Source organism: Bifidobacterium sp. SKU, from assembly GCF_026016405.1.
In the GTDB taxonomy this organism is placed as follows: domain Bacteria; phylum Actinomycetota; class Actinomycetes; order Actinomycetales; family Bifidobacteriaceae; genus Bifidobacterium; species Bifidobacterium bifidum.
The window spans coordinates 1,429,519-1,451,193 of record NZ_CP092890.1 but is presented as its reverse complement, the minus strand read 5'-3'; the positions used below and the strand labels follow the sequence as shown (position 1 = coordinate 1,451,193).

26 protein-coding genes are annotated in these 21,675 nt (G+C 64.1%); 12 read left to right on the top strand and 14 right to left on the bottom strand.

Annotated features, from left to right (window positions below):
• Positions 1 to 18: 18 nt before the first annotated feature.
• The 4 genes from MMB49_RS06265 to MMB49_RS06250 form a co-directional block, all read right to left on the bottom strand.
• A complete protein-coding gene (locus MMB49_RS06265) occupies positions 19 to 1,647 on the bottom strand; it encodes a relaxase/mobilization nuclease domain-containing protein (protein ID WP_047270544.1) in 1,629 nt (542 codons plus the stop codon).
• A gap of 2 nt (positions 1,648 to 1,649) precedes the next feature.
• Positions 1,650 to 2,030 carry a MobC family plasmid mobilization relaxosome protein gene (locus MMB49_RS06260; RefSeq protein ID WP_047270546.1) on the bottom strand — a complete coding sequence of 127 codons (381 nt, stop codon included), beginning with the start codon at positions 2,028 to 2,030 and terminating at the stop codon, positions 1,650 to 1,652.
• A 449-nt stretch (positions 2,031 to 2,479) separates the two neighbouring features.
• Complete coding sequence (locus MMB49_RS06255; RefSeq protein ID WP_047270910.1) at positions 2,480 to 2,728, bottom strand: DUF2442 domain-containing protein; 249 nt, start codon at positions 2,726 to 2,728, stop codon at positions 2,480 to 2,482.
• 123 nt (positions 2,729 to 2,851) lie between these two features.
• Positions 2,852 to 3,148, bottom strand: coding sequence for an LPD28 domain-containing protein (locus MMB49_RS06250; protein ID WP_003817175.1), 297 nt, complete (start codon positions 3,146 to 3,148; stop codon positions 2,852 to 2,854).
• 408 nt (positions 3,149 to 3,556) lie between these two features.
• Here MMB49_RS06250 and MMB49_RS06245 point away from each other — a divergent pair, with 408 nt between their 5' ends.
• The 6 genes from MMB49_RS06245 (at position 3,557) to MMB49_RS06220 (ending at position 9,046) form a co-directional block, all read left to right on the top strand.
• A complete protein-coding gene (locus MMB49_RS06245; protein ID WP_047270547.1) occupies positions 3,557 to 3,988 on the top strand; it encodes a hypothetical protein in 432 nt (143 codons plus the stop codon).
• 19 nt (positions 3,989 to 4,007) lie between these two features.
• Complete coding sequence (locus tag MMB49_RS06240; RefSeq protein WP_047270549.1) at positions 4,008 to 6,215, top strand: type IA DNA topoisomerase; 2,208 nt, start codon at positions 4,008 to 4,010, stop codon at positions 6,213 to 6,215.
• A 51-nt stretch (positions 6,216 to 6,266) separates the two neighbouring features.
• Positions 6,267 to 6,776: a hypothetical protein gene (locus MMB49_RS06235; protein ID WP_047270551.1), complete on the top strand. Its 510-nt coding sequence runs from the start codon at positions 6,267 to 6,269 to the stop codon at positions 6,774 to 6,776.
• A 107-nt stretch (positions 6,777 to 6,883) separates the two neighbouring features.
• On the top strand, positions 6,884 to 7,297 hold the full coding sequence (locus MMB49_RS06230) for a helix-turn-helix domain-containing protein (protein WP_047270553.1): 414 nt from the start codon (positions 6,884 to 6,886) through the stop codon (positions 7,295 to 7,297).
• A 24-nt stretch (positions 7,298 to 7,321) separates the two neighbouring features.
• A complete protein-coding gene (locus MMB49_RS06225) occupies positions 7,322 to 7,690 on the top strand; it encodes a hypothetical protein (RefSeq protein WP_047270555.1) in 369 nt (122 codons plus the stop codon).
• Between the two features lie 42 nt (positions 7,691 to 7,732).
• Entirely contained in the window at positions 7,733 to 9,046 is a 1,314-nt protein-coding gene (locus tag MMB49_RS06220; protein WP_047270557.1) for a HipA domain-containing protein, read from the top strand.
• 180 nt (positions 9,047 to 9,226) lie between these two features.
• On the opposite strand, the gene MMB49_RS06215 is transcribed toward MMB49_RS06220, so the two are convergent.
• The 7 genes from MMB49_RS06215 to MMB49_RS06185 form a co-directional block, all read right to left on the bottom strand.
• The gene (locus MMB49_RS06215; protein ID WP_101357247.1) at positions 9,227 to 10,135 is read right to left on the bottom strand and encodes a colicin transporter; all 909 of its coding nucleotides are present in this window, start codon (positions 10,133 to 10,135) and stop codon (positions 9,227 to 9,229) included.
• Positions 10,136 to 10,161: 26 nt separating this feature from the next.
• Positions 10,162 to 10,434 carry a macrolide ABC transporter ATP-binding protein gene (locus MMB49_RS06210; RefSeq protein WP_047272474.1) on the bottom strand — a complete coding sequence of 91 codons (273 nt, stop codon included), beginning with the start codon at positions 10,432 to 10,434 and terminating at the stop codon, positions 10,162 to 10,164.
• A gap of 5 nt (positions 10,435 to 10,439) precedes the next feature.
• Positions 10,440 to 11,111, bottom strand: a complete 672-nt coding sequence (locus tag MMB49_RS06205; RefSeq protein WP_003816882.1) for a ParA family protein — start codon at positions 11,109 to 11,111, stop codon at positions 10,440 to 10,442.
• A 112-nt stretch (positions 11,112 to 11,223) separates the two neighbouring features.
• The gene (locus MMB49_RS06200) at positions 11,224 to 11,721 is read right to left on the bottom strand and encodes a WhiB family transcriptional regulator (RefSeq protein WP_047272435.1); all 498 of its coding nucleotides are present in this window, start codon (positions 11,719 to 11,721) and stop codon (positions 11,224 to 11,226) included.
• Positions 11,718 to 11,972 carry a hypothetical protein gene (locus tag MMB49_RS06195; RefSeq protein ID WP_047272434.1) on the bottom strand — a complete coding sequence of 85 codons (255 nt, stop codon included), beginning with the start codon at positions 11,970 to 11,972 and terminating at the stop codon, positions 11,718 to 11,720. The genes MMB49_RS06200 and MMB49_RS06195 overlap by 4 nt, the downstream gene beginning before the upstream one ends.
• Positions 11,969 to 13,126, bottom strand: a complete 1,158-nt coding sequence (locus MMB49_RS06190; RefSeq protein WP_047272432.1) for a helix-turn-helix domain-containing protein — start codon at positions 13,124 to 13,126, stop codon at positions 11,969 to 11,971. The genes MMB49_RS06195 and MMB49_RS06190 overlap by 4 nt, the downstream gene beginning before the upstream one ends.
• Positions 13,123 to 13,278 (bottom strand): hypothetical protein, encoded by a 156-nt coding sequence (locus tag MMB49_RS06185; protein WP_047272430.1) that lies wholly within the window; start codon positions 13,276 to 13,278, stop codon positions 13,123 to 13,125. Before MMB49_RS06185 ends, MMB49_RS06190 begins: the two co-directional genes overlap by 4 nt.
• Positions 13,279 to 13,633: 355 nt before the next feature.
• On the opposite strand from MMB49_RS06185, the gene MMB49_RS06180 reads away from it, so the two are divergent.
• Both MMB49_RS06180 and MMB49_RS06175 read left to right on the top strand, forming a co-directional pair.
• A complete protein-coding gene (locus MMB49_RS06180) occupies positions 13,634 to 14,287 on the top strand; it encodes a GNAT family N-acetyltransferase (protein WP_047272428.1) in 654 nt (217 codons plus the stop codon).
• A 173-nt stretch (positions 14,288 to 14,460) separates the two neighbouring features.
• Entirely contained in the window at positions 14,461 to 15,165 is a 705-nt protein-coding gene (locus tag MMB49_RS06175; RefSeq protein WP_320109766.1) for a GNAT family N-acetyltransferase, read from the top strand.
• Between the two features lie 11 nt (positions 15,166 to 15,176).
• On the opposite strand, the gene MMB49_RS06170 is transcribed toward MMB49_RS06175, so the two are convergent.
• Both MMB49_RS06170 and MMB49_RS06165 read right to left on the bottom strand, forming a co-directional pair.
• Positions 15,177 to 15,545 (bottom strand): hypothetical protein, encoded by a 369-nt coding sequence (locus MMB49_RS06170; protein WP_047272423.1) that lies wholly within the window; start codon positions 15,543 to 15,545, stop codon positions 15,177 to 15,179.
• On the bottom strand, positions 15,545 to 15,766 hold the full coding sequence (locus MMB49_RS06165; protein WP_039198768.1) for a helix-turn-helix domain-containing protein: 222 nt from the start codon (positions 15,764 to 15,766) through the stop codon (positions 15,545 to 15,547). The genes MMB49_RS06170 and MMB49_RS06165 overlap by 1 nt, the downstream gene beginning before the upstream one ends.
• 668 nt (positions 15,767 to 16,434) lie before the next feature.
• Here MMB49_RS06165 and MMB49_RS06160 point away from each other — a divergent pair.
• Complete coding sequence (locus tag MMB49_RS06160) at positions 16,435 to 16,974, top strand: peptidylprolyl isomerase (protein WP_047272421.1); 540 nt, start codon at positions 16,435 to 16,437, stop codon at positions 16,972 to 16,974.
• Positions 16,975 to 17,119: 145 nt separating this feature from the next.
• On the opposite strand, the gene MMB49_RS06155 is transcribed toward MMB49_RS06160, so the two are convergent.
• A complete protein-coding gene (locus MMB49_RS06155) occupies positions 17,120 to 17,971 on the bottom strand; it encodes a Cof-type HAD-IIB family hydrolase (protein ID WP_047272472.1) in 852 nt (283 codons plus the stop codon).
• A gap of 151 nt (positions 17,972 to 18,122) precedes the next feature.
• Here MMB49_RS06155 and MMB49_RS09665 point away from each other — a divergent pair, with 151 nt between their 5' ends.
• The 3 genes from MMB49_RS09665 (at position 18,123) to MMB49_RS06140 (ending at position 21,642) form a co-directional block, all read left to right on the top strand.
• On the top strand, positions 18,123 to 18,674 hold the full coding sequence (locus MMB49_RS09665; protein ID WP_003813680.1) for a hypothetical protein: 552 nt from the start codon (positions 18,123 to 18,125) through the stop codon (positions 18,672 to 18,674).
• A 36-nt stretch (positions 18,675 to 18,710) separates the two neighbouring features.
• Positions 18,711 to 19,862, top strand: a complete 1,152-nt coding sequence (locus MMB49_RS06145; RefSeq protein WP_047272419.1) for a M20 metallopeptidase family protein — start codon at positions 18,711 to 18,713, stop codon at positions 19,860 to 19,862.
• A gap of 82 nt (positions 19,863 to 19,944) precedes the next feature.
• Positions 19,945 to 21,642 carry an NAD+ synthase gene (locus MMB49_RS06140; RefSeq protein ID WP_003813676.1) on the top strand — a complete coding sequence of 566 codons (1,698 nt, stop codon included), beginning with the start codon at positions 19,945 to 19,947 and terminating at the stop codon, positions 21,640 to 21,642.
• Positions 21,643 to 21,675: the final 33 nt, after the last annotated feature.

Below are 21,675 nucleotides of genomic sequence, written 5' to 3'. Positions count from 1 at the left end.
GGTGTTTCCTGGGACGGTTCAGATGGACCGTCCACGCTTGTGCTGCTGCTGTTCGCGCTGCTCGGTCTCCGTTTGCTCGCGGTCGCGGGTCGTGTGGATTTCCCGTTCGATGGCTGCCAGCTCGCCCTCATACCGGTCGCACAGGGCCTCGCGGCGTTCCATCTCGCCGCGTGTCTCGGCCACGAGGTCGGGGTCGCCGCGTTGGATCGCGTCGTGCAACGCGATGACGGCGGACTGGAGTTCGTCGTGCGATTCGCGGACCTTCGCACGCAGCAGACCGAGTCCCTTGGCGCTGTCGCCGCCCGCGAGCCTGGTCCAGCGGATCGCCGCGTTCAGCGCCTTCGCCTCGCCGGCGAGGCGGTCGAGGCGGCGCGCCTGTGCCTGGTAGTAGCGCTGCTGGGCGGGGCTGACCCCGTATCTGAGGGGCAGCCGTTCGGGCGAGGTCAGTGGTTCGAGCCGGCTTGTGGGCTCGCCGAACCACTGGTAGAGGCCGGGCGTCGGGGTCTTGCCGGCGTACCGGTTGGACGGGTCGAGGATGATCTGGTCGCGGTCGCGGGGGAGGAACGCGCGCAGTGTGGAGCCGCCGTCGTCCACGAGACGTTTCGCGTCGAACGTGATCTTCTTCTTCCGGTGGGTGCCTGGCAGCCACACGGTGATCGTCTTCCTGGTCTGTTTGGCGACGAGTCTGCGGTTGAACGTGATGGGGATGACGGGCGTGCTTTGCAGCCCGGCCATGATGTTCGTCATGTCGTATGCCTGGCCGAGTTTCGCGTCGCGGATCTTGAAGCCGGTGTCCTTGAGCGTGTATGTGAGGTGCTGGCCGCGGACCGTCACGTCCACGCCTCGGATGTCGAGTATGTCCTTCCAGTCCTCGAAGTTCTCCGCCGTGGACGAGGTCAGGTCGATCAGCATGCGGAGCCTGTCCTTGACGCCCAGGCCTTTCGCGGACGCGTAGATCTCCTCCATCGACATGCCGTACCGGCGTTCCAACGGCTCCCCGCCCGAGGCCTTCCGCGCCTTCGTCTCCGGTTCGTTCGCGCTCCGTACGGGTGCTTCATCGACGTATTTGGGGTCGCGCGCCGGCGACGTTCCGGCGTCGCCGGCGGCTGTCGTACCGCCACGCATCTTGCGCGTCTGTTCCTCCACGACGGGGTTGAACACGACGCTCAGCCCCTCGCGGCGGCATATCTCGTCGCTGACCGCCCGCCACTGGTCGATGATGTCCTTGGGCAGCTCGGCCTTCAGATGCTTCCCGTACCGGGAGGCGGCGCACACCATGATGTGGTCGTGCAGGTGGTGCCGGTCGGTGTGCGTGGCGACCACGAACTTGTATTCGCCGCCGGTGATCCGGCGCGCGAATTCCACGCCGAGCTCGTGCACCTGCTCGGGCGTCACGGGGTCCTTGGGACTGAAGCTGAGCTTGATGTGGTAGGCCAGCCGGCTGTCCTTCCGGATGCCTTTCGGCGACCTGCGGTTGTCGTCGAGCATGCCTTCGGCCAGCGCGTCGTAGTCCGTCCTGGTCCGCTCGTAGTTGGAGCTGACCAGTCTTCCTCCGTCGGTCTTGGCGGGGTTGATGATGTACGCCATCGCCCCGTTGTCGCCGCCGAGATTCGATTTCACGGGCCTGCCGAGCTTGACCACCGCCATGCTCACACGTCCTTCCGGGCTTCGCGCCTGTCGGCGAACAGGTCGCCGAGTAGACGCTCGATGCGGTCGAACGACGCGCGGAGCTCGGCCACCTGCCCGGCGGTGATGTGCTCGTTCGCGTTGGCCCAGTGGGCTATCTGGTTGACGTTCACGCCGATGCGGTCGATCTCGCGCGCGATCGGCTCCGGGTCCGTCAGCGGCCTGATCTCGGTGACGTGGATGCGCCGTTCGGACAGCATCCTGCGCGCGTAGGAGCTGAACGACCGGTGCTCCGGCGCGTACCTGGTCAGCTCCTCATACAGCTTCCGCACCCGCTCCCACTCGTCCGGCGTGAACCTGATGATCTTCTCGACGCAGTGCGTCCTGTTCTCGGCCCGGCTCATTCCACGCCTCCGTGTGAGGTGTGGGGACGGGTTTTCTGTGATGCCGCGCGAGCGGTCTGGAGGCTCCGCCGACCATGGGGCACGGGTCTTCCCGGCAAGCCGATTCGCATCGCGAATCGAGTGATTGGATATCCAATCACGTCGCTTGCTGCTCCCATATCCATTTCATGGATTGGGAGCGATTTCGCACGGCATGATTGCGGAATGCCGTGAAGGATGATCGCGTTCACTCCTCGCTCCTTTCGCTCATGGCCTTGAGGGGAAGGCCGGTGTCTTACGCCAATCGTCCGTCGCGGAAACGGCGATGGGTTTGGACACTTGGAGCGCGGGAAATGAAAAGGCCTCGCGAAAAAACGCGGGGTCGGCGGCGCGTCATGTCCGTCATGCATGCAGACATGAAAAAAGCCCCGGCCGTCTTGGTGACGGTCGGGGCAGGGGCGCGCGGGCTCCTAGATGATTTGCATGCCGGAGCGGACGCGTTCCGCGGCGATGTCGATGTCCCCGGGCCATGAGGGCACGCCGAACGTGAGTCGCACGCGGCCGAACGTCTGCGTGTCCTTGAGCGGTTTGAACATGCCGCGTTCGACGTATCGGGACATGTCGAAGATTCCGGTCGCCCCGTCGGAACAGGTGACCTTGAGCTTGTAGCCGGGCATGGGTTCGCATTGGGTCACTTTGATTGAATAGTCGATGGTCATGTCCGTCGCCTCCTGGCTCTCGTTGTATTCCATTCTAGGATATTGGAGTCCAGAGGACGGTAGCTATCCTCTGGCCGCTGGAGGCGCCGCCCGCGTCGTGCGGGCGGCATCGTTCCCGGCCTGTCACTCGGCCGGGAACGGCTCGTCGTCAAACCACCAGTCCCTGATGGTGAGCATCCGGTCGTGCTTGTCGAGCTCGAGGTCGACGGGCGTGATGATGTCGGCGGTGTGGTTCACCCACACGAACGGTTCGATGCTGCACGGCTCCCATCCGTCGTCCCCGCCCCTGACGGCGTAGCGGTGCCACCCGTCCGGAACATCTTGGCCGTTGAGGCGCAGACTGCTCCACATCGCCTCGACGCGCCCCGCCTCCTCGGTCTCGAACACGACGTGCTGAAGGTCGGTTGATTTCTTTTCCATGGTTCCTCCTTGGTTCCGCCGGCGTTTCCTTTCGCCGGACATGGGGCAGCCTTGCGGCGCCGCCGCGCGGCGGAGGACGCGTGGGCCGTGCCCGTCGAGGGAGAATCGGGCGAAGCCCTTCCCGAGACGAAGCATGGAACACGCAGGCCCGAAGACACGGGCGCGGTGTCGCGATGATGAACCATGGCCGGCCAACCATTCCCTTCCAGGCGACGCCTGGAAATACAGGAAGGGTTGGCAGTGGCAGAGCGCGGCATCCATGCCGCCGCTCCGTTTCCTCGGCTCCGCCAGGATCACGTCCGCGTGATCCTGGCGGAGCCGATTGTCCAAACCGGAGCCGTCCACATGGCGGGAGCATGGTTCATAGCCGGCATGGGCCGGATCTCGATAACGGAAAGGAACACGACCATGGCATCCGATTACGTGGACGACTTCCTGCGCGACGAACGCGAGTCGTTCAAGCGCAAGGAGGCGGCGGCGAAGAAGTTCGACAGCCGTCTCGACAATTTCCGCAAAAGCGCGCAGGCGCTGCGCGACGCGGCGAGGCAATTCGAGGAGGCGTTCCCCGGCATGAGCCGGACGATGATCGCGGACAAGCTGGCGATGACCGGAACGGAGAAGAACGTCGCGTTCGATGCTAAGGGCGAGCTCGTCGCCGCGCCGGCCGGAAGGAAAACCCCGCCCGCCGAACCCGAACGGGAAACCGTCGCCGAATCGGATCCGGAGACGACCGGATCCGACGTCCAGGCGGCGGACGACGAGACCGCCCCGCAGGAGGCCGCAGCCGAACCCGACACCTCGGACGACGGACGGCCCGCATGGGCGTCCGGCAACTACTGATGATCGGACGTGATGCGAGATGCGACTGATCATCGCCGAGAAGCATTCGGTCGGCCAGGCGATCGCCCAGGCGGTCGGCGGGCACGCGGAAAAACACGACGGCTACATCCAGGTCGGCGGCGACCTGGTCACCTGGGCGCAGGGCCACCTCGTCGACCTGGCCGCGCCCGACGAATACAAGAATCACGATTGGGGAAAGTGGAGCCTCGACACGCTGCCCATCGACCCGACACCCGGCTGGCAATGGAAGGTCAGCCGGGACAAGGGCGCGGACCGCCAGTACAAGGTCGTCGCGGGACTGATGCGCCGCGGCGATATCGACATGCTTGTCGACGCGTGCGATCCCGACCGCGAGGGCGAGGCCATCTTCCGCAGGATCGTGGCGCATGTAGGAGTCTCCAAGCCGATGCGACGCCTGTGGGTCGCGAGCCTGGAAGAGGACGCCATCCGCGGCGCCCTCGCGTCCATGAAGGACGAGACGGAATACCAGGGACTCGCCGATTCGGCGATGATCCGCGCGAAGGCCGACTGGCTGATCGGGATGAACGCGTCGCGCGCCTATTCGCTCGTCTACAACGCGAGATTCACCGTCGGCCGCGTGCAGACGCCCACGCTCGCCATGATCGTGGACCGCGACCGGCAAATCGCCGGCCACGTGGCCCGACCGTACTGGAAGGTCGTCGCCCCGATGGGCGGATGGAAGCTGACCGGCGAACGTTTGGACAAGAGGGAGAACGCCGAGACGCTGCTGCGGATCGTCAACTCGGACGATTTCACCTTCCAGATCCTCAAGGCCGAACGCAAGCAGCAGCACGACGCCCCACCGCGCCTGTACGACCTGACCGGATTGCAGAAGGACATGAGCAGACTGCACGGCCTGACCGCCGCCCGCACCCTCACGGCGCTCCAGTCGCTCTACGAGAAGCGTCTGACCACGTATCCCCGCACCGACTCGCGGTACATCACCCACGACGACCTGGACACGCTGCGCGGCCTCGCCGAAGGCGACCGGCTCGTCACCGGCTTCATCGAACCGTCCGCGAAACCGGAACGGCCGCGACTCGAACTGACCGTGAACGACGCGAAGGTCGCCGGACACACCGCCATCCTTCCCACCATGCAGGCCGACAGGGCGGCGCTCGACGAACTCGGCGATGACGAACGCCTCGTGCTGACGCGCGTGGCACGCCGCATGTGGGAGGCCGTGGGCGACGACTACGTGCACGACGTGACGAACGTCGTCGCGAACATCGACCCGCATTGGTGCGAAAAGCATCCGGACGAAGGCCGCCTTCTGCCCGAAGGCGAATGTCGCTTCACCAGCCGTTCCGACCAGCCCGTCTCGCCCGGATGGCACGCCATCGAGCATGCCGCCCCGCAGGAAGACCAGGATGACACCGACGAGACCGCGGGCAACATCATCCCTGTCAACCTCACCGACGGGGTCTTCATCGCGCCGGTCCCGCAGGGCGGTGCGACACTGTCCGAGGGAAAGACGAAGCCGCCGAAGCCGTTCACCGAGGCGACGCTGCTCGCCGCGATGGAGCACGCCAGCCGCTGGGTGGAGGACAAGGAACTCAAGGCCGCCCTGGATGACGACGAATCCCACTCGGGAGGCATCGGCACGCCCGCCACCAGGGCGAACATCATCGAACAGCTCGTCCACTCCGGATACGTGGACCGCAAGGGCAAGCAGCTTCGCTCCACCGAACAGGGACGATCCCTGATCGACGTGGTCGCCACGAAGCTCAAGGACGTGGCATTGACCGCCGGCATGGAACGACGACTCTCGGAGGTCGAGCACAACCACGCTGACCCCGCGCAGGTCGAAACGGAGTTCCGCGACCTCGCCGTGCGCATCCCGGCCGACGCGCGGTCCACCGTCCGGCAGGACCATGTGCAGACGAAGACGCGGAACACAGAGTCGTTCGGCCCATGCCCACGCTGCGGCAAGCCCGTCATCAAAACGGGCAAGGTGTTCCAATGCTCCACCAACCGGCGCGAGAAACAATCCGACGGCACATGGAGGACCACGGAAGGATGCGGCTGGCGCGCCTGGACGACCGTAGCCGGCAAAACCGTCACCGACTCCGCCATACGCCGGCTGCTCGCCGGCCGGAAGGTCAGCCTGAAGGGGTTCACCTCGAAGAAGGGCAGCAAATTCGACGCCTCGCTCGTCGTCGACAAGGATCGCGGCGTCATCTTCGACTTCGGCAATAAACACTAGAGAAAGGAGACTAAAGAGACCAACATCACCGGCGACCGGTTCAGTCCGTCGGTGATCCTGTTCTGGTTCAAGACCAGCATCGCCGCGAGCAGCATGCGAGTGCAGTGCAAGAGCCCGAACACCCTCCTGGGCGTGATCCCGCTCGGCTCGTCCACACAGACGATCCCGTTGCGCAACATCGCGTCCGTGGACACCAACATCTTCCTCATCGCGGGTCTCGCCTGCATGAAGGACAGCGCGCTTGTGGGGATCCTGTTCCTCGTGCTCGCCGCCGCGAACCTGGCGAACACGATGAACGCGCAGCTTGACTTCGTCAACCAGGCCGGCGGCCGCAACACCGTCAAGGTGTCCATCCTGAAGAAGGCCAAGCTCATGCAGCTCGCGCAGGCGATCCAGCAGCTCGTCTTCGCCGACGTCGAAGGGCAACGCCACCAGGAGAGCATGGACATGGTCCAGAAACAGTACGCGGCCCAGACCAACAGCGTCCTGATCCAGCAGCAAATGCTCGACCAGCAGCGTAAGGCCAACGCCGGCGACAACCCGCCGACCCCGACCGAGTGACGAAACCGGGAAACGCCGGGTCCGCCCTGCCGAAAACCTCGATTATACTAAAAGTATAATCGAGGTTCGCGCGGGCGAACCCGGCTTTCTAATATCCAGGAGGGATCATGGCGGAAGGGGATTGGAGCGAGTCCAAGGCGTGGATACGCGCGACGCGCGAACGCATCGGCATGACCCAGCACGACGTGGCCGTGCTCGCGAACCTCACCGTGGACATGGTCAAGAAATACGAGTCGGAGAAATACCGGATCCAACCCTCGGATAGGATGAAGGACATGCTCGAGCACTATCTCGCCGAACACAGGCGTGCCGTCGCGGCCATCGTGGAACGCCACAGGGGAGAGGAGCGGGCCACGCTCTCGTTCTCGCGCGTCTCCAACCTGCCCGACGACCTGCCCGACTGGATCAAGGCCGAGGCGTCCGCGAAACGGCGCGCCGCCGCCGTGCGTGAGGCCGCCGTGCTGCTCGAGGCGGAGGGCGTCGCCGTCGACTACACCTACCTGCCCGAAGAAACGGACTAGAAAAGAGAGAAGGAAGGACCGATCATGTTCGGACTCTATATGCTCGCGATATACTTGGGCGTCGCCGTCATCGGTGCGGGCATCGTCGCACTGCTCGTCGTCGTCGCGCTGGCGGTGGGGTTGGTCACGCATCCCATCCGCACGCTCGCCCTCGTGTTCCACAAGCTCGCCGCCCTGGCCGCCGGCCTGGCACTGATGCTCGCTTTGATCGCCTGGTTCTGGACCGACCACTCTAAATCGGACTTCGTCCCGTGCTTCTGGGGATCCATCGGCGTGATCGTCGCATCCATCCTCATCCGTATGCTCGCCGAGTGGATTCTCGAGCGGCCAACCAGGGCCGAGCGCCGCGCCATGAAACGGGCCGCCGCACCCACGTTCGATTCGCGCCTGTAGAATTTATTTTCTGAAACGCCGAGTCAGAAAGGAAGGGGGAGCATGCCACGCAAGCTGATCATGTGCGGGGGCCATCCGGTCCTCGCATTCGAATACGATCCCGCGTCCGGCCGCGCGTGCTCCTCGGGCGAGGTCCTTGACCATGATCGTCTGCCCCTGGAGTTCACCACGCACGGCAAGAGCGCGCTGTACGCCAAGAGGATCGACGAATGGTGGAGGTCCCGCGCCATTCCCTCCACCCGTGACGGAATTCGCCGTGTGCTCGAATCGCTTGGCGCGGCATCGACCGACGAACTGCTCGACAGGACCTACGGGCTGAGCCTGTCGGACCAGTACTGGGTCAGACGTGAGGACGATCCGGTCGAATGGAAGGACGTCAATTTCTTCGACAATCCCTTCAACGAGGCGCTGGGCGAGATCCTGCTCACCTCGTACTCGTCGTCCCATGACATCAGCCTCAACGCTCCCGACGTGTCCACTGGCGGCGACCTTCCCAAACGCTGGACGATCGACAAAACCACCGGCAGGAGGCTGCTCGTCAAGTCGGGCCGTACTGGCCAGGAGCCGATGAACGAGGTCATCGCCTCGAAGCTCTGCATGCGATTGGGCGTTCCGGCCGTCCGGTATTCCCTGGCACGCAACGGCAACCGTCTGGTGTCCACATGCGCGGACATGCTCTCCAATCATGAGGAGCTGGTCTCCGCCTGGCAGGTGCTCCAATCCGTCAAAACCACCAATGGACTCAACTCGCATGACCAGTGGATCCACGCCGCAGTCGGCTTCGGCGCAGACGAACGGGCGGTTCGTGACGCCACGGACGATTGGCTCGTGGCCGACTACCTCATGCGCAACACCGACCGGCACTACAACAATTTCGGTCTGATCCGGAACATCGAGACCCTTGCGGTCCGTCCGGCCCCGATCTACGACACCGGCGCGAGCCTGTGGAGCGGCGAGCTCGACGTGGACGACCGCGACTGGTTCGCCAAGCCGTTCTACACCGCGACCGGCCGCCCCTCGGCCTTGCGGCAGCTCAGACTGGTGGAGGACTGGAGCCGGTTCGACCTGGACGCCCTGTCGGACTGGCCCGACGAGGCGGCGCACGAACTGTCACGCATGCGCATGTTCGCTCCCGAACGCCTCGACGCCATCCGGGACCAGCTCACGAAGCACATCGGAACGATTCGCAGGATCAGGGATGACAAGTCCCTTCGCGCGTCCGATCCGATCCGCAACAGAGCGGATCTGCTGGACAGATTCGGCGACACGCTGCGGAAGAACCTTGCCCGGCAAGACGGGGATGACAAGAGCGCCGGGATTGATTACAAAGGTCCTAGGCACCATATGGGTCATTAGACTGAAGGCCCTGGGCCACGAAATGAGAATCAGGGAGAAAGGGAATCGGGCGCGTCCGGTGCACGCACACCATGGAACCACCGTCCGGGGGGCGTCGGTTTGGACATCCGCCGGGGGGGTGGGAAGGGCCCCGCGACGGATGCCGCGGGGCCCTGAAAGAGGAGAGGGGATGGGAGGGAATCAGCCGATGGGGCAGAACTGACCCGGCTTGCAGTCGTATTGGTCGCCGTTATTTTCTTCCCAACTGTAGTGGGTGCTTCCGGTGGAGCCCGAGGAAGATGCCCCGGGCGAGCCGCCACTCGGTGTGGACGTGTTGCCGGAATAACCGTTGCCGGTGTAGCCGGTGTGGCCTGAACCGGACGAGGGCCATGACTGCCGCGCCTGCGCCTGCCGCGCGGCAGCCGCGGCCTCCTGTTCGGCCCTGGCCTTCGCCTCCGCGTCGGCCTTCTCCTTCGCCGCCTTCGATTCGTTGACCTCCTTCACGGCCTTCGCGATGGCGTCCGCGTCGCGTTTTCTGATGGCGTCCATCAGGCTTGCGCGGGTCTTGTCGTCCGCCACCCTGCCGTCCGTCTCCTTGTACAGCGTGTTCGCGTCGTCCACGGTCTTGTCGAGTTTGGACGTTTCGACCGCGTTCACCAGCCCGTTCAGGGACTTCGTGTGGGCCTTGTACCATGATGCGTTCGCGGTGACGCCCTTCGTGGCATCCTGCACGCCGGGCCTCGAATCCGCTTTGCAGGACACGGTCTTCGGCGTGGACGCCTTCATGGCCTTGGACAGGACGTCAAGGGTCTTCGCGTCCTTCACGCTTTTCACGTCGGTCTTCGCCATGCTGGCGGCCTTGCCGTTCAATAGCGCGTCGTACGCGGTCGTCGCGACGCGGAGACGTTCGCTCTCGGCCGCGCAGTCCGCCCTGGCCTCGGCCATGAGGCGGTCCTCGTGCGTCCTCCAGGCGATGCCTCCCGCCGCAAGCAGCGCGAGTGCGGCGACGGTGATGACGACGATCCTTCCGCGATGCGGCTTCTTCTTCTCCGCGGGCCCGGTCGGAAGTTCGATGGTCTCGTCTTCGATGGCCTTTTCTTTCTCTGTCATTTGTTCTCCTTTCATGGGTTCACAGCTTATTCCAGGCCCAGGTACGTTTCGAGGGCGGCATCGACCACTTCCTGGATGCGCATGTCATGCTCGGCGGCCCAGGCCTTGAGCCGGCGTCGGGTCGAGGCGCGAAGGCTCACGCTGGTCTTCACCCAGCCCTCCGCGTCGCTCGGTTTCACGGCCCTCCGGTTTTTCGGTATCTCGGTATCCACCGATTCCGGTCTTCCGGTATCCGCCGGTTCCGTCCGGTCGCTGTTGAGCAGCGTGGTCAGGTCGCGCGGGCGGGGCGTCAGGTTCATGTTCCTCACAGGTCCTCCTCCTCGTCCTTGAGCTGTCGCATGGTCTGCTTGAGTTCGGCGGCCAGGTCGCGGTACTCGTGCAGGCGGGACCCGCGGGGGCGGGTGGATTTCGCGTTGAGGATGTCCTGCCGTTTCGGGATCAGCGTCTCGAAGCACGCGATGCCCGCGTCGTCGATCCATGCCAGGGCGTCGCGCAGGGCGGTCGTGTTGGCCTCGGTGCGGCACAGGAGGATCGCGGCGGGGACGCCGCGCCGGTCGCACAGGTCCTTCACCCCGGCGGCCTGGTCGAGGTCGATGCGGCTGGGGCTCGACGGGATGACCACGAGGTCGGCGTTGTTCACCGATTCGTCCAACGCGCGCCCGTACGGGGCGGAGTCGATCAGCACCCAGTCGACGGGGTCGTCGAGACGGCCGTTGATCCCGTGCAGGTGCGCGATGTCGGCCGGCGCGGCGGACATCACGTCGAACGGCAGCGGGTCGTCCAGCTCGGCGGCCCTGTACCACCAGTCCTTCGCGTCGCCCTGCACGTCCGCGTCGGCGACGAGCGCGCGCTGCTCGCCCCGGGACTGGTCCACGAGGGCGCAGGCCAGGAACACGGCGCTGGTGGTCTTCATGCTGCCGCCCTTGCCCGTCGCCAACGCGATCACCATCGGCTCGCGGTTCTTCTTGTCGTTCATCGGTTTCTCCTTATCTCGGTATGTCGGTATCCGGTTTTTCGGCATTTCGGTTAGTTGGTTTTTCGGTATTGCGGTTTGTGCCGCGTCCCACGCGGATCGCGACGGGAAGCGGTCAGAAGAGGCTGCCCTGGACCAGGCCCTTCGGCACGGGTTCGGTCGGGAGGAACAGCGGATCGTCGTGCGTGTATTCGCGGCGCGAGCGTTGGCGGCGTTTGGTCCGTCGCCAGTAGTCGCGGCCATCACGGCGCATGCGTTCGGCCCAGTCCGGGTGGTCGGCCAGCCAGTCACGGACCCGACTCCGTGGGATCCGGTGCAGGCCGCCGTCGGCGATGTGGAGGTCACGGGCGATCAGTCGGGCGAGGGGCCAGCGGCTCGCATAGTCGAGCCCGCCGTACACGGCCTTGTCCTTCCAACCGTTGACGAGAGCGCGGCTGATGCAGTCGAGGCGCATGGGGCACGCGGCACACAGCACGCGGCCCTTGCCGCGCATCCGTTCGTCGACCAGGTCCCGGCCATCGTCGTCGGTCGTCGTGTTCCACATGCGATCCGCCATGGCCGGGTCGACCGCGGCGATTCTCGCGCAGGCCGGCATCATGTCCCGCCCGTTCATGGCCGCCGTCCTTGCGTCATCGGCGTCTTGTGGGCCTGGAGGCGTCCTATGGCGGTTTCGCCGGGATTGCGGGCGGCCCATGCCCGGGCGTATTGGATCAGCAGGCCGACGGTCTTGGGATGGCCGAGGCGCTTGTTGCGCCAGTAGACGGCATGCAGCTGCCAGATCAGGTCCTCGTGCCCGTCGAGCTGCGGGTTGGCGAGGAGGAATTCGTCGAAACCCGCCTCGGAACAGTCGATGCGCGTGATCATGCCGTCGCCTCCCCTCCGGCCGTCGCGTCCTGGCCGTCCAATTCGGCCAGCGTCTTCACGGCCCAGTCGGGCAGCCATGGCGCAGCATCCGGCTCCGTGGACTCGGCCGGCGGAACCGTCTGCGCGTGTGCGTCGCCGTCTGTGCGGCCGGCTGCGAGGATCATGTCGTCGTTGAGTTCGTCCCAGTGTCTGGCGAGGGCCCGGCCGGTGCGGATGCGTTTGGGCCACCAATCGCCGTTCATGGCAAAGCCGATCGCGTCGACCATCACGAGGGTGGGCCATTGCGCTCCCTGGTCGACGAGCCTGCGGTACAGGCCGATGATGGCCTTGCGGTCGGCTTTGGTCGGTGAGGGCGTGGCCAGGCCGAGCATCGAGCGCTGCTCGCCGAGCGAGGCGAGGACCCGTCCGGCCGCTTCGGCGATCTCGGTGTCGTCCTCGTCGAGTTGTTCGTTTTTATTCTTTTCGGCGGCGGCCGCCCCGCTTGCGGGGAGATGCCCCGTAGGGGCAGAGGGGAAGGAGGGTTTACTAGGAGGGTTTACCTGGAGGGTTTTATCCTTATATATACAGCTCTGCGAGATTTGCAGTGCTGGGGGTGCGGCATTTGCAGTGCTGGGGGTGCAGCTCTCGCAGTGCTGGCCCTGCGGGATTTGCAGTGCCGGTTCCGGCCCTTTTTCCAGCCCTGCGAGATTTGCAGTGCTGGGAATCGGCTTCGTTCCAGCGTTTTCCGGAGTCACGTCCTTGGATTCGCCGTTTTCCATGATGGTGGAGGCGGCGGGGTCCACGGTATTGCCCATGGTCTTCGGGTCGTGTTCCGCCGTGTGCGTCTCCTTGATCCATTCGAGGGTCGACGGGTCGGATTCGACCGCGAGGTCCCACACGATCTGGCAGTACTGGGGCAGACGGTTCCTGCCGCCCTTGCCGAGGCGCGCGTACCGTTGGTCGCCACGGCGGATGAAGCCGCGTTCCTGGAGAGTCTTCAACGCGGTGCGCACGGTCCGTTCCGAGAGTTCGGTGACGTTGACGATGGTCGCGATCTTCGGATAGGCTGCGGTGCCATCGTCGTCCGCGCGGTCCGCGAGGTAGACGAGCACGGCCTTCGCGCTGGCGTTGCCCACGTGGCATTTGAAGGCCCATGACAGTGCGATGTTGCTCACGGACGCTCCTCCTCACGCTGCTGGGCGGCACGGCGTTCGTCGGCCAATCTGGCGAACATCTCGTCGCCGAGACGTGCCGTCCGGCACAGGGCCAGCGTCATCAGCCATGAGAACGCGACGAACACGATCAATACGATTGCGAGCCAGTTCACGCGAGTCTCCCTTCCATGGACGGGTGCGCCATCATCGACGCCAGGCGGCGGGAATCGACGGAGCCCGGACCGTTGTGGCGGGCGAATGCCACCACGACCGGGAACGTCCAAACCGACGCGTGAAAATCCCGGTTACACTCGGGAGACACAGAGCAAGACATGCGGAAGGCTTTAGTAAGGTCGTTCATGTGTGATCACTACTCCAAGACAATGCATTGGGCGGCCACGGACCGGGATCCGGCAAGATACGGGATCCGCGGCCGCTCGGAATATTGGTTGCACCGCCCGTCCCCGACGCTCCAACATCGGGAACGGGCGTTTTTTCTTTTAGTTGCAGAGAAAGAGAGAAAAACGAATGGGATCAGACCATCGCACCACCTCCCTCGCCGTCGACGGGCCACGCGCCGCCGCAACGGATGGCGAGGCAAAGGCAATCAAGAGCCTGCTCATCAGGGACATCAAAGACTTCGATCAAAGCGTTCCAGCAGTCGTCAGACACGATGATGGAACGATCAGGCCTACGTACATAGGCGTATGGGGACAGGACCGTCTGATAGGCGCGGCCCTCATCCAGCCAGCCCTTTGCGTAGCCGAGACGCTCATATACCGCACCGGGACGAGCGGGGTCCATGCCGCACAGATACGAGAGGCTTTCGCCGAGCATGCAGCCATCATCGAAGGGATCGCGGTCGTCAGGAAGCATCGGCGCGAAGGCATCGGATCGCAGATCAAGGCGTTCTGCGACTCCTGGGCGGCAGACCACGGCGCTGAGCTGATACTCAGCATCCCCACCAACGAGGGCGCGCGCCTGCTCAACGAGAAAGCCGGATACACGGTCGTACCGCCCGACGGATATCTCACCATCAAGGTATTTGACGCTCAGGGACAGCCTCTTCACATTCCCTGCGCCGACCAGCGGACCCAGGACAGAGGCACTAGCATGTGGGCGTACAAGCTCGTAGGGCAACGCACACAGCACTTCGAGATTGGCGTTCTCACCGCCTCCTGAAGTTCCGAAGACCATACCGTCGATGAACGTTCCCGACGGGTCGCGGGAGAAAACAAGTCTTCCGGCTTCGTCGCTCATGCCACCGGCACCGGAATCCATGGCCAGTACCCCTACACCATCAATCGCCATCAGACCAACACCTCCTTTATCGATTCAGAGAAAGAGAAAACCAAATGAAATCAACCCCTCGCACCACCTCCCTCAACGAACCTGATATTCGTCCGGCGCGAAACCACGCCGAGGCAGAGGAAATCGGAAGTCTCCTGCTCGAAGAAATCGCGCATCCAGGATTCATTCCTGGACCAGAGTTCGTCTGGCAGGGTCAAGGCTTTCTCAGGCCGACGCTCATAGGCGCATGGTCCCAGAACCGCTTGGTAGGTGGCGCCTCGCTCAGTCCATACATGGAACACACCAAGGCCTTTTTGGGGATTGGTCGAGCAGACGCAGCGAAGGCGGTCACACGGCTGATAGCTGAAACTGACGGCATTGCCGTCAGACCCGACCATCGGCGTGAAGGCGTCGGACGAAAGATCAAGTTGTTCTGCGACTCCTTCGCGGCACGGCACCACGCTGCGATCATGGTCTCCGTCACCACCAACGAAGCAGCGGCAGGCCTCAACCACGAAGCGGGCCACATCGTCTTTGAACGGTGCGACGGCCTCGTCATCAAATACGTAGACACGGTCGGCGAGCCACTCATATGGCTTCATGACCTGGATGGGACGATCCCCGAAGCGGCATGGTCCGTCTCCGTACTCGGCAAAACGTATGGGCCGACCATAGTCGTCGGTGAGCAACGGGCCATACGGCGTGGAAACACCGACAAGGACATCCAGTGGGTTTTCGCCGTTGACGCGGCGGGCCACACTGTCGCATGACACTTCGTTGCTCATGACGCCCTCCCCTCGGTCAACAACAGGCCCGCCACCACACGTTCGCGGGCGGAGAGCTGCGCGTCGACCTCCCGGAAGGCATGCGTATAGGCATGCGTGGGGCGGAGCCAGGTGTCGGCCAGTCCGCGGGTCTCGCCGCGACGCAGGGCACGCACGGCGCAGTCCGGGCAGAGCTCCAAAATCTCCGTGTCGCCCGGGACGCAGTAGTTGCGCCAGCCGTTACGGGCGAAATAAGCGTCGCGGGCGGCCGAATCGTAGTCGTCCCAGAACGTGCCCCAGACCACTGTGTGGCATCCATCGCACACCGTGACGCAATCCCACCGGCTGTCCGGCCACTCGGACTGCTCATAGATTCCACCAGCCATCACGCAACCTCCTCATGATCAGCATCAAGCCCCAGCAAATAGTCGGTAGACACACGGAAGTGCTCGGACAACACAACGATGTCTGAAGTTGTCCAGCCAATGCGTCCCAAGAGTTTTCCATTCGCCGAAGTTTTCGATAAACCAAGCAATGAACCGAGTTGGGCACAAGTAAGTCCCTCACCCTTTACCAGAGCACTTATCCTTTGGGTCACTCCATTCATAGTTCTTTCTTTCTGACTTGGTTCATTTTTACTGTACTTCACTATAGCGTACAGTTTGACTGAACGCAAATCGTATGAGACACTTAATTAAGAAATTCTGAACTATTTTGGGAAGTGATCATATGTCCACATCGGAAGTCTCACCAGAAACACCTTTGAATAAAGGACAGCGCGCTGAAGCGGCGATCCCGACCAACGTGAGAGTTTATCTAGGACTAAGCGGAAAAACACAAAAGGCACTTGGAGAAGCTTTGGGCATTACCAAGAGTGCTATGTCCATGAAAATGTGTGGCAAAGTTGGATGGTCAGTAAGCGATCTTGTAACGACCGCCGATTTTCTAGGTGTCACGCCGAGCGCCCTAATGGATGACGCAATTCTCAGCAAAGCCGAGGCTGGATATGCAAAATCGGCCGAGTATGGAGTTTTCGCCGAGAAGCCAGGTGCTTTGGTAGGTGCCGGCTCCCCCAGGTTCCTTGTCAGTCCCTTCAACCCCGATGCCCCGGTCGAGGGCGGGATCTCGGGTGTCGCTAAAGGTGCCCTGGCCGGTTTCGTGCCGTCCGGGGTGCCATCCGGGGTCCCGTCCGGCTCGAGTTCCCCGTCCATGCCCTCAAAGCATGACGGGATTGGGGTTCCCGCCCGGTCTCAAGCCCATGAGACACTTGGGACCATGACTACCATCATCATGCGCACCTCCGAAGGTGACATCACCATCAACCTGTTCGACGATCAGACGCCCGTGACCGTGAAGAACTTCCTCGGTCTGGCGACCGGCGAGAAGGAATGGACGGACCCGTTCACCGGCCAGCCGTCCCATGAGCCGTTCTACAACGGCCTGACCTTCCACCGCATCATCAAGGACTTCATGATCCAGGGCGGCTGCCCGCTGGGCAATGGCACCGGTGGCCCCGGCTACGACTTCGACGACGAGATCGTCCCCGAACTCATGTTCGACCGGCCGTATCTGCTGGCCATGGCGAATGCCGGCCTGCGTCGCGGCCGCGACGGCAAGGCGCATGGCACCAACGGCTCCCAGTTCTTCATCACCACCGTGCCGACCCCGTGGCTCGACGGACACCACACGATCTTCGGCGAGGTCGCCGACGACGAGTCCAAGGCCGTGGTCGACAAGCTTGAGGCCGTGCCGACCGACCGTTCCGACGCGCCGCTCGAACCTGCCGGCATCATGTCCATCGAAGTGGTGAAGTAAGCGCGGCGGCAATTCGAAGCCGACACTCCGATACACATGGAAGAGCCCTGAACCCTCGTCGGGTCAGGGCTCTTCGTATGCGTGCCGGGTCTGTTACCACCCTCCGGCGCTGCGCGCCACCTCCCGCCAGCGGGAGGGGAGGGAGCTACAGGACGTTGAAGTGCTTGAGCGCGTTCATGATGCCGTCGTGGTCGACGTCATCGGTGATGTAGTCGGCCGCGGCCTTCGCCGGTTCGGTCGCATTGCCCATCGCCACGCCGATGCCGGCGAAGGCGAGCATGTCGGCGTCGTTGCCGCCGTCTCCGAACGCGATGGTCTGCTCGCGCGTCCAGCCGTAATGCCGCATGAACCGCTTCATTCCCTCGGGTTTGCCGCCGTCGGCGGGAATCAGGTCGGTGAAGTCCGGATGCCAGCGCACGCCTCTGACATTGCGACACATGGCGGACAGCTTCGCTTCATCTTCAAAGCTGATGTACGGGCTGATCTGGAACGTCTCATACTTCAGCGCCCTCTCGTGCGGATCGTCGATGTTCACGGTCGGTGCGGTCTTGCCGAGTTGGCGCCACGTGGCCCGCATCGCGTCGGTGATCTGGTTGAAGTAGACGTAATCCTTTTCGCAGTAGTTCGCCACCACGTCGGGGTGCTCGTCAAGCCAGCGGGTGATGGTGACGATGTCCTCGGGCAGCAGCGACTCCTTCTCCAGGAGCCCGTGGTCGTCGAAGCAGTACTGCCCGTTCAGCGCGATGATGCCGTCGAAGTGCACCGGCATCATGTCGAGCACGACGGTCATGTGCGACGGCGCCCGACCGGAGCAGATGAACACCTTCACCCCGCGATCCTGCAGCTCGTGCAGCGCGTCGATGGAGGACTGCGGGATCACATGCGTCACGAAACTCGTCAGCGTGCCGTCGATGTCGAAGAACGCCGCCTTGATGTCGGCGCGCACGGTGGCCGTCGCGCCTCCGGCGCCCGCTGTCATGATGTCGTCCGATGCCATGTACGCAACCTCCGCGATACGAAATTCGGTCATCCCCAGTGTATGAACAGCACTGGATGGCATCCCGTAACGCGTTATCAGACCCGCCCCGAGACTGCCGCCGTCGCTGCCGTATGGTGGGCGTTGTCAACCAATCAGAGTGGGAACGAACATGACAGCAGCAACACAACAGGCGGGCTCTCCCGACAATGAGCCGGTGCGCGTCAACCATACCGTGCGCAACATCGTCATCGCACTCATCGTGGTCGCCGTGATGAGCGCCGGCCGGGTCGTGGAGCGCGGAGATGTGTGCAACGTGTTCGCGGCACCCCAGCAGGCGGTGACCAAGCGGTTCATCGACACGGTATCCGGTTCGGCCATCGGCTCGATCACCTACGAGTTCTCGGGCGACGATGCGCTGGTGCGCGACTTTCTCGGGGGAGCTGTCACGTTCCAGCGATGTCATCGACTTCGGCACGGCGGCGGACCCCATAGGCTACGAGGACGCCATCGCCGCAGCCGTCCGCGGCAGACAAGGAGGAGACGCGATGAGTCCCTGGTCCCATGCGTACGACATCGCCGGCCACCAGACCGACTGGACGGTTATCAGAAAGTCGACCAGACGGTGACCTGGACGGCCGTGATCATCATGATCGTGCTGGTCCAGATCGTGCAGGGCATCGCGAACGCCATCGCCAAGCGTATATTGAAGCTACAGAGGTAACATGGCATGACATCTCGCGGGGAAGGAACGTAAATCATGGTCGAACATGTCGGGGTCACGGACGAGCTGATCGGCATACGGCATTATCTGCATCAGCATCCCGAACGCAGCTTCAAGGAGGTCGAGACCAGCGCGTATCTGGCCCGTCTGCTGCGCGGGCATGGCATAGACGTGCTCGACACGACGTTGGAGACCGGCGTCGTCGCGCTCATCGAGGGAGAGGTGCCGGGACCGCGCATCGCGCTGCGTGCCGACATCGACGGCCTGCCGATCACCGAGGACACCGGCCTGCCGTTCAGCTCGCTGAACCCCGGCGTGATGCACGGCTGCGGCCATGACCTGCACATGACCGGGCTTTTGGGCGCGGCGTTCTGGCTGGCCGATCACCGCGACCGCATCGCAGGCAGCGTGAAGATCGTTTTCCAGCCGGCCGAGGAGGTGGGCCTGGGCGCCCGCACGGTCGTGGAATCCGACGCGACGGATGACGTGAAGGCCATCATCGGCACGCATAACAACCCGAACTACGCCCCCGGACAGATCGCCATCGGCCCTCAGCCGATGATGGCCGGCTGCGTGAAGTTCAAGGTCACGCTGCACGCCCAGGGCACCCATGCCGGGTACCCGCAGAAGGGCACCGGCCCCATCGAGGCGCTCGCCTCGATGATCCTCGCCCTGCAGACCATCGTGAGCCGCAACATCTCGCCGTTCCACGCCGTGGTGCTGTCCATCACCGAAGTGCATGGCGGGCACGTGTGGAACGTCGTGCCCGCCGAAGCGGGATTCCAGGGCACCGTGCGCTTCTTCGACCAGGACGACGAACGGCTGGTCCACCGGCGTTTCGTGGCGGAGGTCGAGCACACGGCCGAAGCGTACGGGATCGCGGCCGACGTGGACTGGGACTGCATCCAGGTGCCGCTGGTCGGCGACGAGGAGCTGTCCGAGGCGGTCGCGGCCGACGTGCCCTCCTACGCGGCGCTCAAGCCGATACATCCCAGCATGGCGGGGGAGGATTTCGTGGAGTTCTCGGGATGCGGGGCCCGTCTGGTGTTCGCGTTCATCGGCTCGAACGGGGAACCAGGGTGCGCCGACTGGCACAGTCCGCACTTCGTCGGCGTGGACGGCGCGATCGGGCCCGCCGTTGACTTCTACGTCAACGCCTCGCTGCGGGTGCTCGCCGAGCTTCGCTGACGGGCGGTGGGACGGATCATCCCGCGTGACGGCATGTGCCGCCCCTGTCGTCCGTCATCTCGGCTGGGTACTATAGGACACTATGACCCATCTTCGTTTTGCCCTTGCCCAGATCGACACCTGCGTCGGCGACCTCGACGGCAACGCCGACAAAATCATGCACTACGCGCATCTCGCCGCGCATGAAGGCGCCCACGTCGTCATCTTCCCGGAAATGACGCTGACCGGATACCCCATCGAGGATCTGGCGTTGCGCCGCACGTTCCGCAAGGCGGCGTGGGACAAGGCGAACTGGCTGGCGACCGAGCTGGAGGCCGACGGATTGGGCGACCTGTATGTCGCCGTCGGCACGGTCGGCACCGACCACGCGTCCGACAAACCTCGCAACCGCATGGTCGTGCTGCACGACGGCATGGTCTGGGCCGGCTACGACAAGCATTTCCTGCCGAACTACGGCGTGTTCGACGAGTTCCGCATCTTCGCGGCCGGCGACCGCACCGTCGTGCTCGACATCGACGGCGTGCGCATCGGCGTGGCGATCTGCGAGGACATCTGGCAGGACGGCGGGCCGGTCGCCCGGCTCGCCGACGAGCATATCGACGTGCTGATGACGATGAACGGCTCGCCGTACGAGGAGGGCAAGACCCATACGCGTTACGACCTCGCGGTCAGGCGTGCGGCCGAGGTCGGCGCCCCGATGATCTACGTGAACCAGGTCGGCGGTCAAGATGACCTGGTGTTCGACGGCGGCAGCTTCGTTGTCGACCGCGACGGCACGCTGCTGGAACGTTCCCCGATGTTCATGGAGCATCTGGGACTCTTCGACCTCGACACGGACGCCGAGCATCAGACGACGGGCGACATCGCGGACCTTCCCGACCCGGACGAGGAGGTGTACACCGCCTGCGTGCTGGGCCTGAAGGACTACATGGCGAAGAACCGGTTCTCCGGCGTGTGCCTGGGCCTGTCCGGCGGCATCGACTCCGCGCTGGTGGCGGCGATGGCCGCCGACGCCTGCGGCGGACACAATGTGCATGGCATCTCGATGCCGAGCATGTATTCCTCCATCGGTTCCAAGGACGACGCCGCCGACCTGGCGGCCAACATCGGCGCACATTACGACGTGCAGCCGATCGAGCCCATGTTCAATGTGTACCAGGGCCAGCTCAAGCTCGAAGGCGTGGCCGCGGAGAACCTGCAGGCCCGCATCCGCGGCGTCATCGTCATGGCGTACTCCAACAGCCTCGGTCTGCTCGCCGTCGCCACGGGCAACAAGTCCGAGCTGGCGTGCGGCTATTCGACCATCTACGGCGACGCCGTCGGCGGATACGCGCCGATCAAGGACCTGCTCAAGACCCGTGTCTGGGAACTGTCCCGCTGGCGCAACCGGGCCGCTGCCGCAGGCGTCGGCATCGGCGGGCTGCGCATCGTCGGCAATGAGAACGGCGATGCCGGAACGCCGCTGCCCGGCGGCGTGATGATTCCGGTCAGCAGCATCGAGAAGGCGCCGAGCGCCGAGCTGCGCCCGGGGCAGAAGGATTCCGATTCGCTGCCCGAATACGAACTGCTCGACAAGGTGCTCGCCGCATACATCGAGCATGCGCACGGTCGCGCCGACCTGCTGGCCGACGGCTTCGACGAGAAGACCGTCGACACGGTGATGCGACTGGTGGACCGCGCGGAGTGGAAGCGCCGCCAGTATCCGCTCGGGCCGAAGGTCACCGCGCTCGCGTTCGGCCGCGACCGGCGTCTGCCCGTCACCAACGCGTTCCGTGAGTAGGGGGAGCGCTCGCCCGGCCGCCGCATAGGCGCG

What these genes read in the sequence shown, in the direction of transcription:
- MMB49_RS06200 (WP_047272435.1), bottom strand. Translation starts at nt 11,721, where the DNA reads ATGAACGGGCGGGACATGATGCCGGCCTGCGCGAGAATCGCCGCGGTC.
- MMB49_RS06240 (WP_047270549.1), top strand. Translation starts at nt 4,008, where the DNA reads ATGCGACTGATCATCGCCGAGAAGCATTCGGTCGGCCAGGCGATCGCC.
- MMB49_RS06165 (WP_039198768.1), bottom strand. Translation starts at nt 15,766, where the DNA reads ATGAATGGAGTGACCCAAAGGATAAGTGCTCTGGTAAAGGGTGAGGGA.
- MMB49_RS09665 (WP_003813680.1), top strand. Translation starts at nt 18,123, where the DNA reads ATGACAGCAGCAACACAACAGGCGGGCTCTCCCGACAATGAGCCGGTG.
- MMB49_RS06205 (WP_003816882.1), bottom strand. Translation starts at nt 11,111, where the DNA reads ATGAACGACAAGAAGAACCGCGAGCCGATGGTGATCGCGTTGGCGACG.
- MMB49_RS06155 (WP_047272472.1), bottom strand. Translation starts at nt 17,971, where the DNA reads ATGGCATCGGACGACATCATGACAGCGGGCGCCGGAGGCGCGACGGCC.
- MMB49_RS06210 (WP_047272474.1), bottom strand. Translation starts at nt 10,434, where the DNA reads ATGAACCTGACGCCCCGCCCGCGCGACCTGACCACGCTGCTCAACAGC.
- MMB49_RS06140 (WP_003813676.1), top strand. Translation starts at nt 19,945, where the DNA reads ATGACCCATCTTCGTTTTGCCCTTGCCCAGATCGACACCTGCGTCGGC.
- MMB49_RS06220 (WP_047270557.1), top strand. Translation starts at nt 7,733, where the DNA reads ATGCCACGCAAGCTGATCATGTGCGGGGGCCATCCGGTCCTCGCATTC.
- MMB49_RS06265 (WP_047270544.1), bottom strand. Translation starts at nt 1,647, where the DNA reads ATGGCGGTGGTCAAGCTCGGCAGGCCCGTGAAATCGAATCTCGGCGGC.
- MMB49_RS06215 (WP_101357247.1), bottom strand. Translation starts at nt 10,135, where the DNA reads ATGACAGAGAAAGAAAAGGCCATCGAAGACGAGACCATCGAACTTCCG.
- MMB49_RS06180 (WP_047272428.1), top strand. Translation starts at nt 13,634, where the DNA reads ATGGGATCAGACCATCGCACCACCTCCCTCGCCGTCGACGGGCCACGC.
- MMB49_RS06195 (WP_047272434.1), bottom strand. Translation starts at nt 11,972, where the DNA reads ATGATCACGCGCATCGACTGTTCCGAGGCGGGTTTCGACGAATTCCTC.
- MMB49_RS06260 (WP_047270546.1), bottom strand. Translation starts at nt 2,030, where the DNA reads ATGAGCCGGGCCGAGAACAGGACGCACTGCGTCGAGAAGATCATCAGG.
- MMB49_RS06250 (WP_003817175.1), bottom strand. Translation starts at nt 3,148, where the DNA reads ATGGAAAAGAAATCAACCGACCTTCAGCACGTCGTGTTCGAGACCGAG.
- MMB49_RS06245 (WP_047270547.1), top strand. Translation starts at nt 3,557, where the DNA reads ATGGCATCCGATTACGTGGACGACTTCCTGCGCGACGAACGCGAGTCG.
- MMB49_RS06145 (WP_047272419.1), top strand. Translation starts at nt 18,711, where the DNA reads ATGGTCGAACATGTCGGGGTCACGGACGAGCTGATCGGCATACGGCAT.
- MMB49_RS06255 (WP_047270910.1), bottom strand. Translation starts at nt 2,728, where the DNA reads ATGACCATCGACTATTCAATCAAAGTGACCCAATGCGAACCCATGCCC.
- MMB49_RS06175 (WP_320109766.1), top strand. Translation starts at nt 14,461, where the DNA reads ATGAAATCAACCCCTCGCACCACCTCCCTCAACGAACCTGATATTCGT.
- MMB49_RS06160 (WP_047272421.1), top strand. Translation starts at nt 16,435, where the DNA reads ATGACTACCATCATCATGCGCACCTCCGAAGGTGACATCACCATCAAC.
- MMB49_RS06230 (WP_047270553.1), top strand. Translation starts at nt 6,884, where the DNA reads ATGGCGGAAGGGGATTGGAGCGAGTCCAAGGCGTGGATACGCGCGACG.
- MMB49_RS06225 (WP_047270555.1), top strand. Translation starts at nt 7,322, where the DNA reads ATGTTCGGACTCTATATGCTCGCGATATACTTGGGCGTCGCCGTCATC.
- MMB49_RS06170 (WP_047272423.1), bottom strand. Translation starts at nt 15,545, where the DNA reads ATGGCTGGTGGAATCTATGAGCAGTCCGAGTGGCCGGACAGCCGGTGG.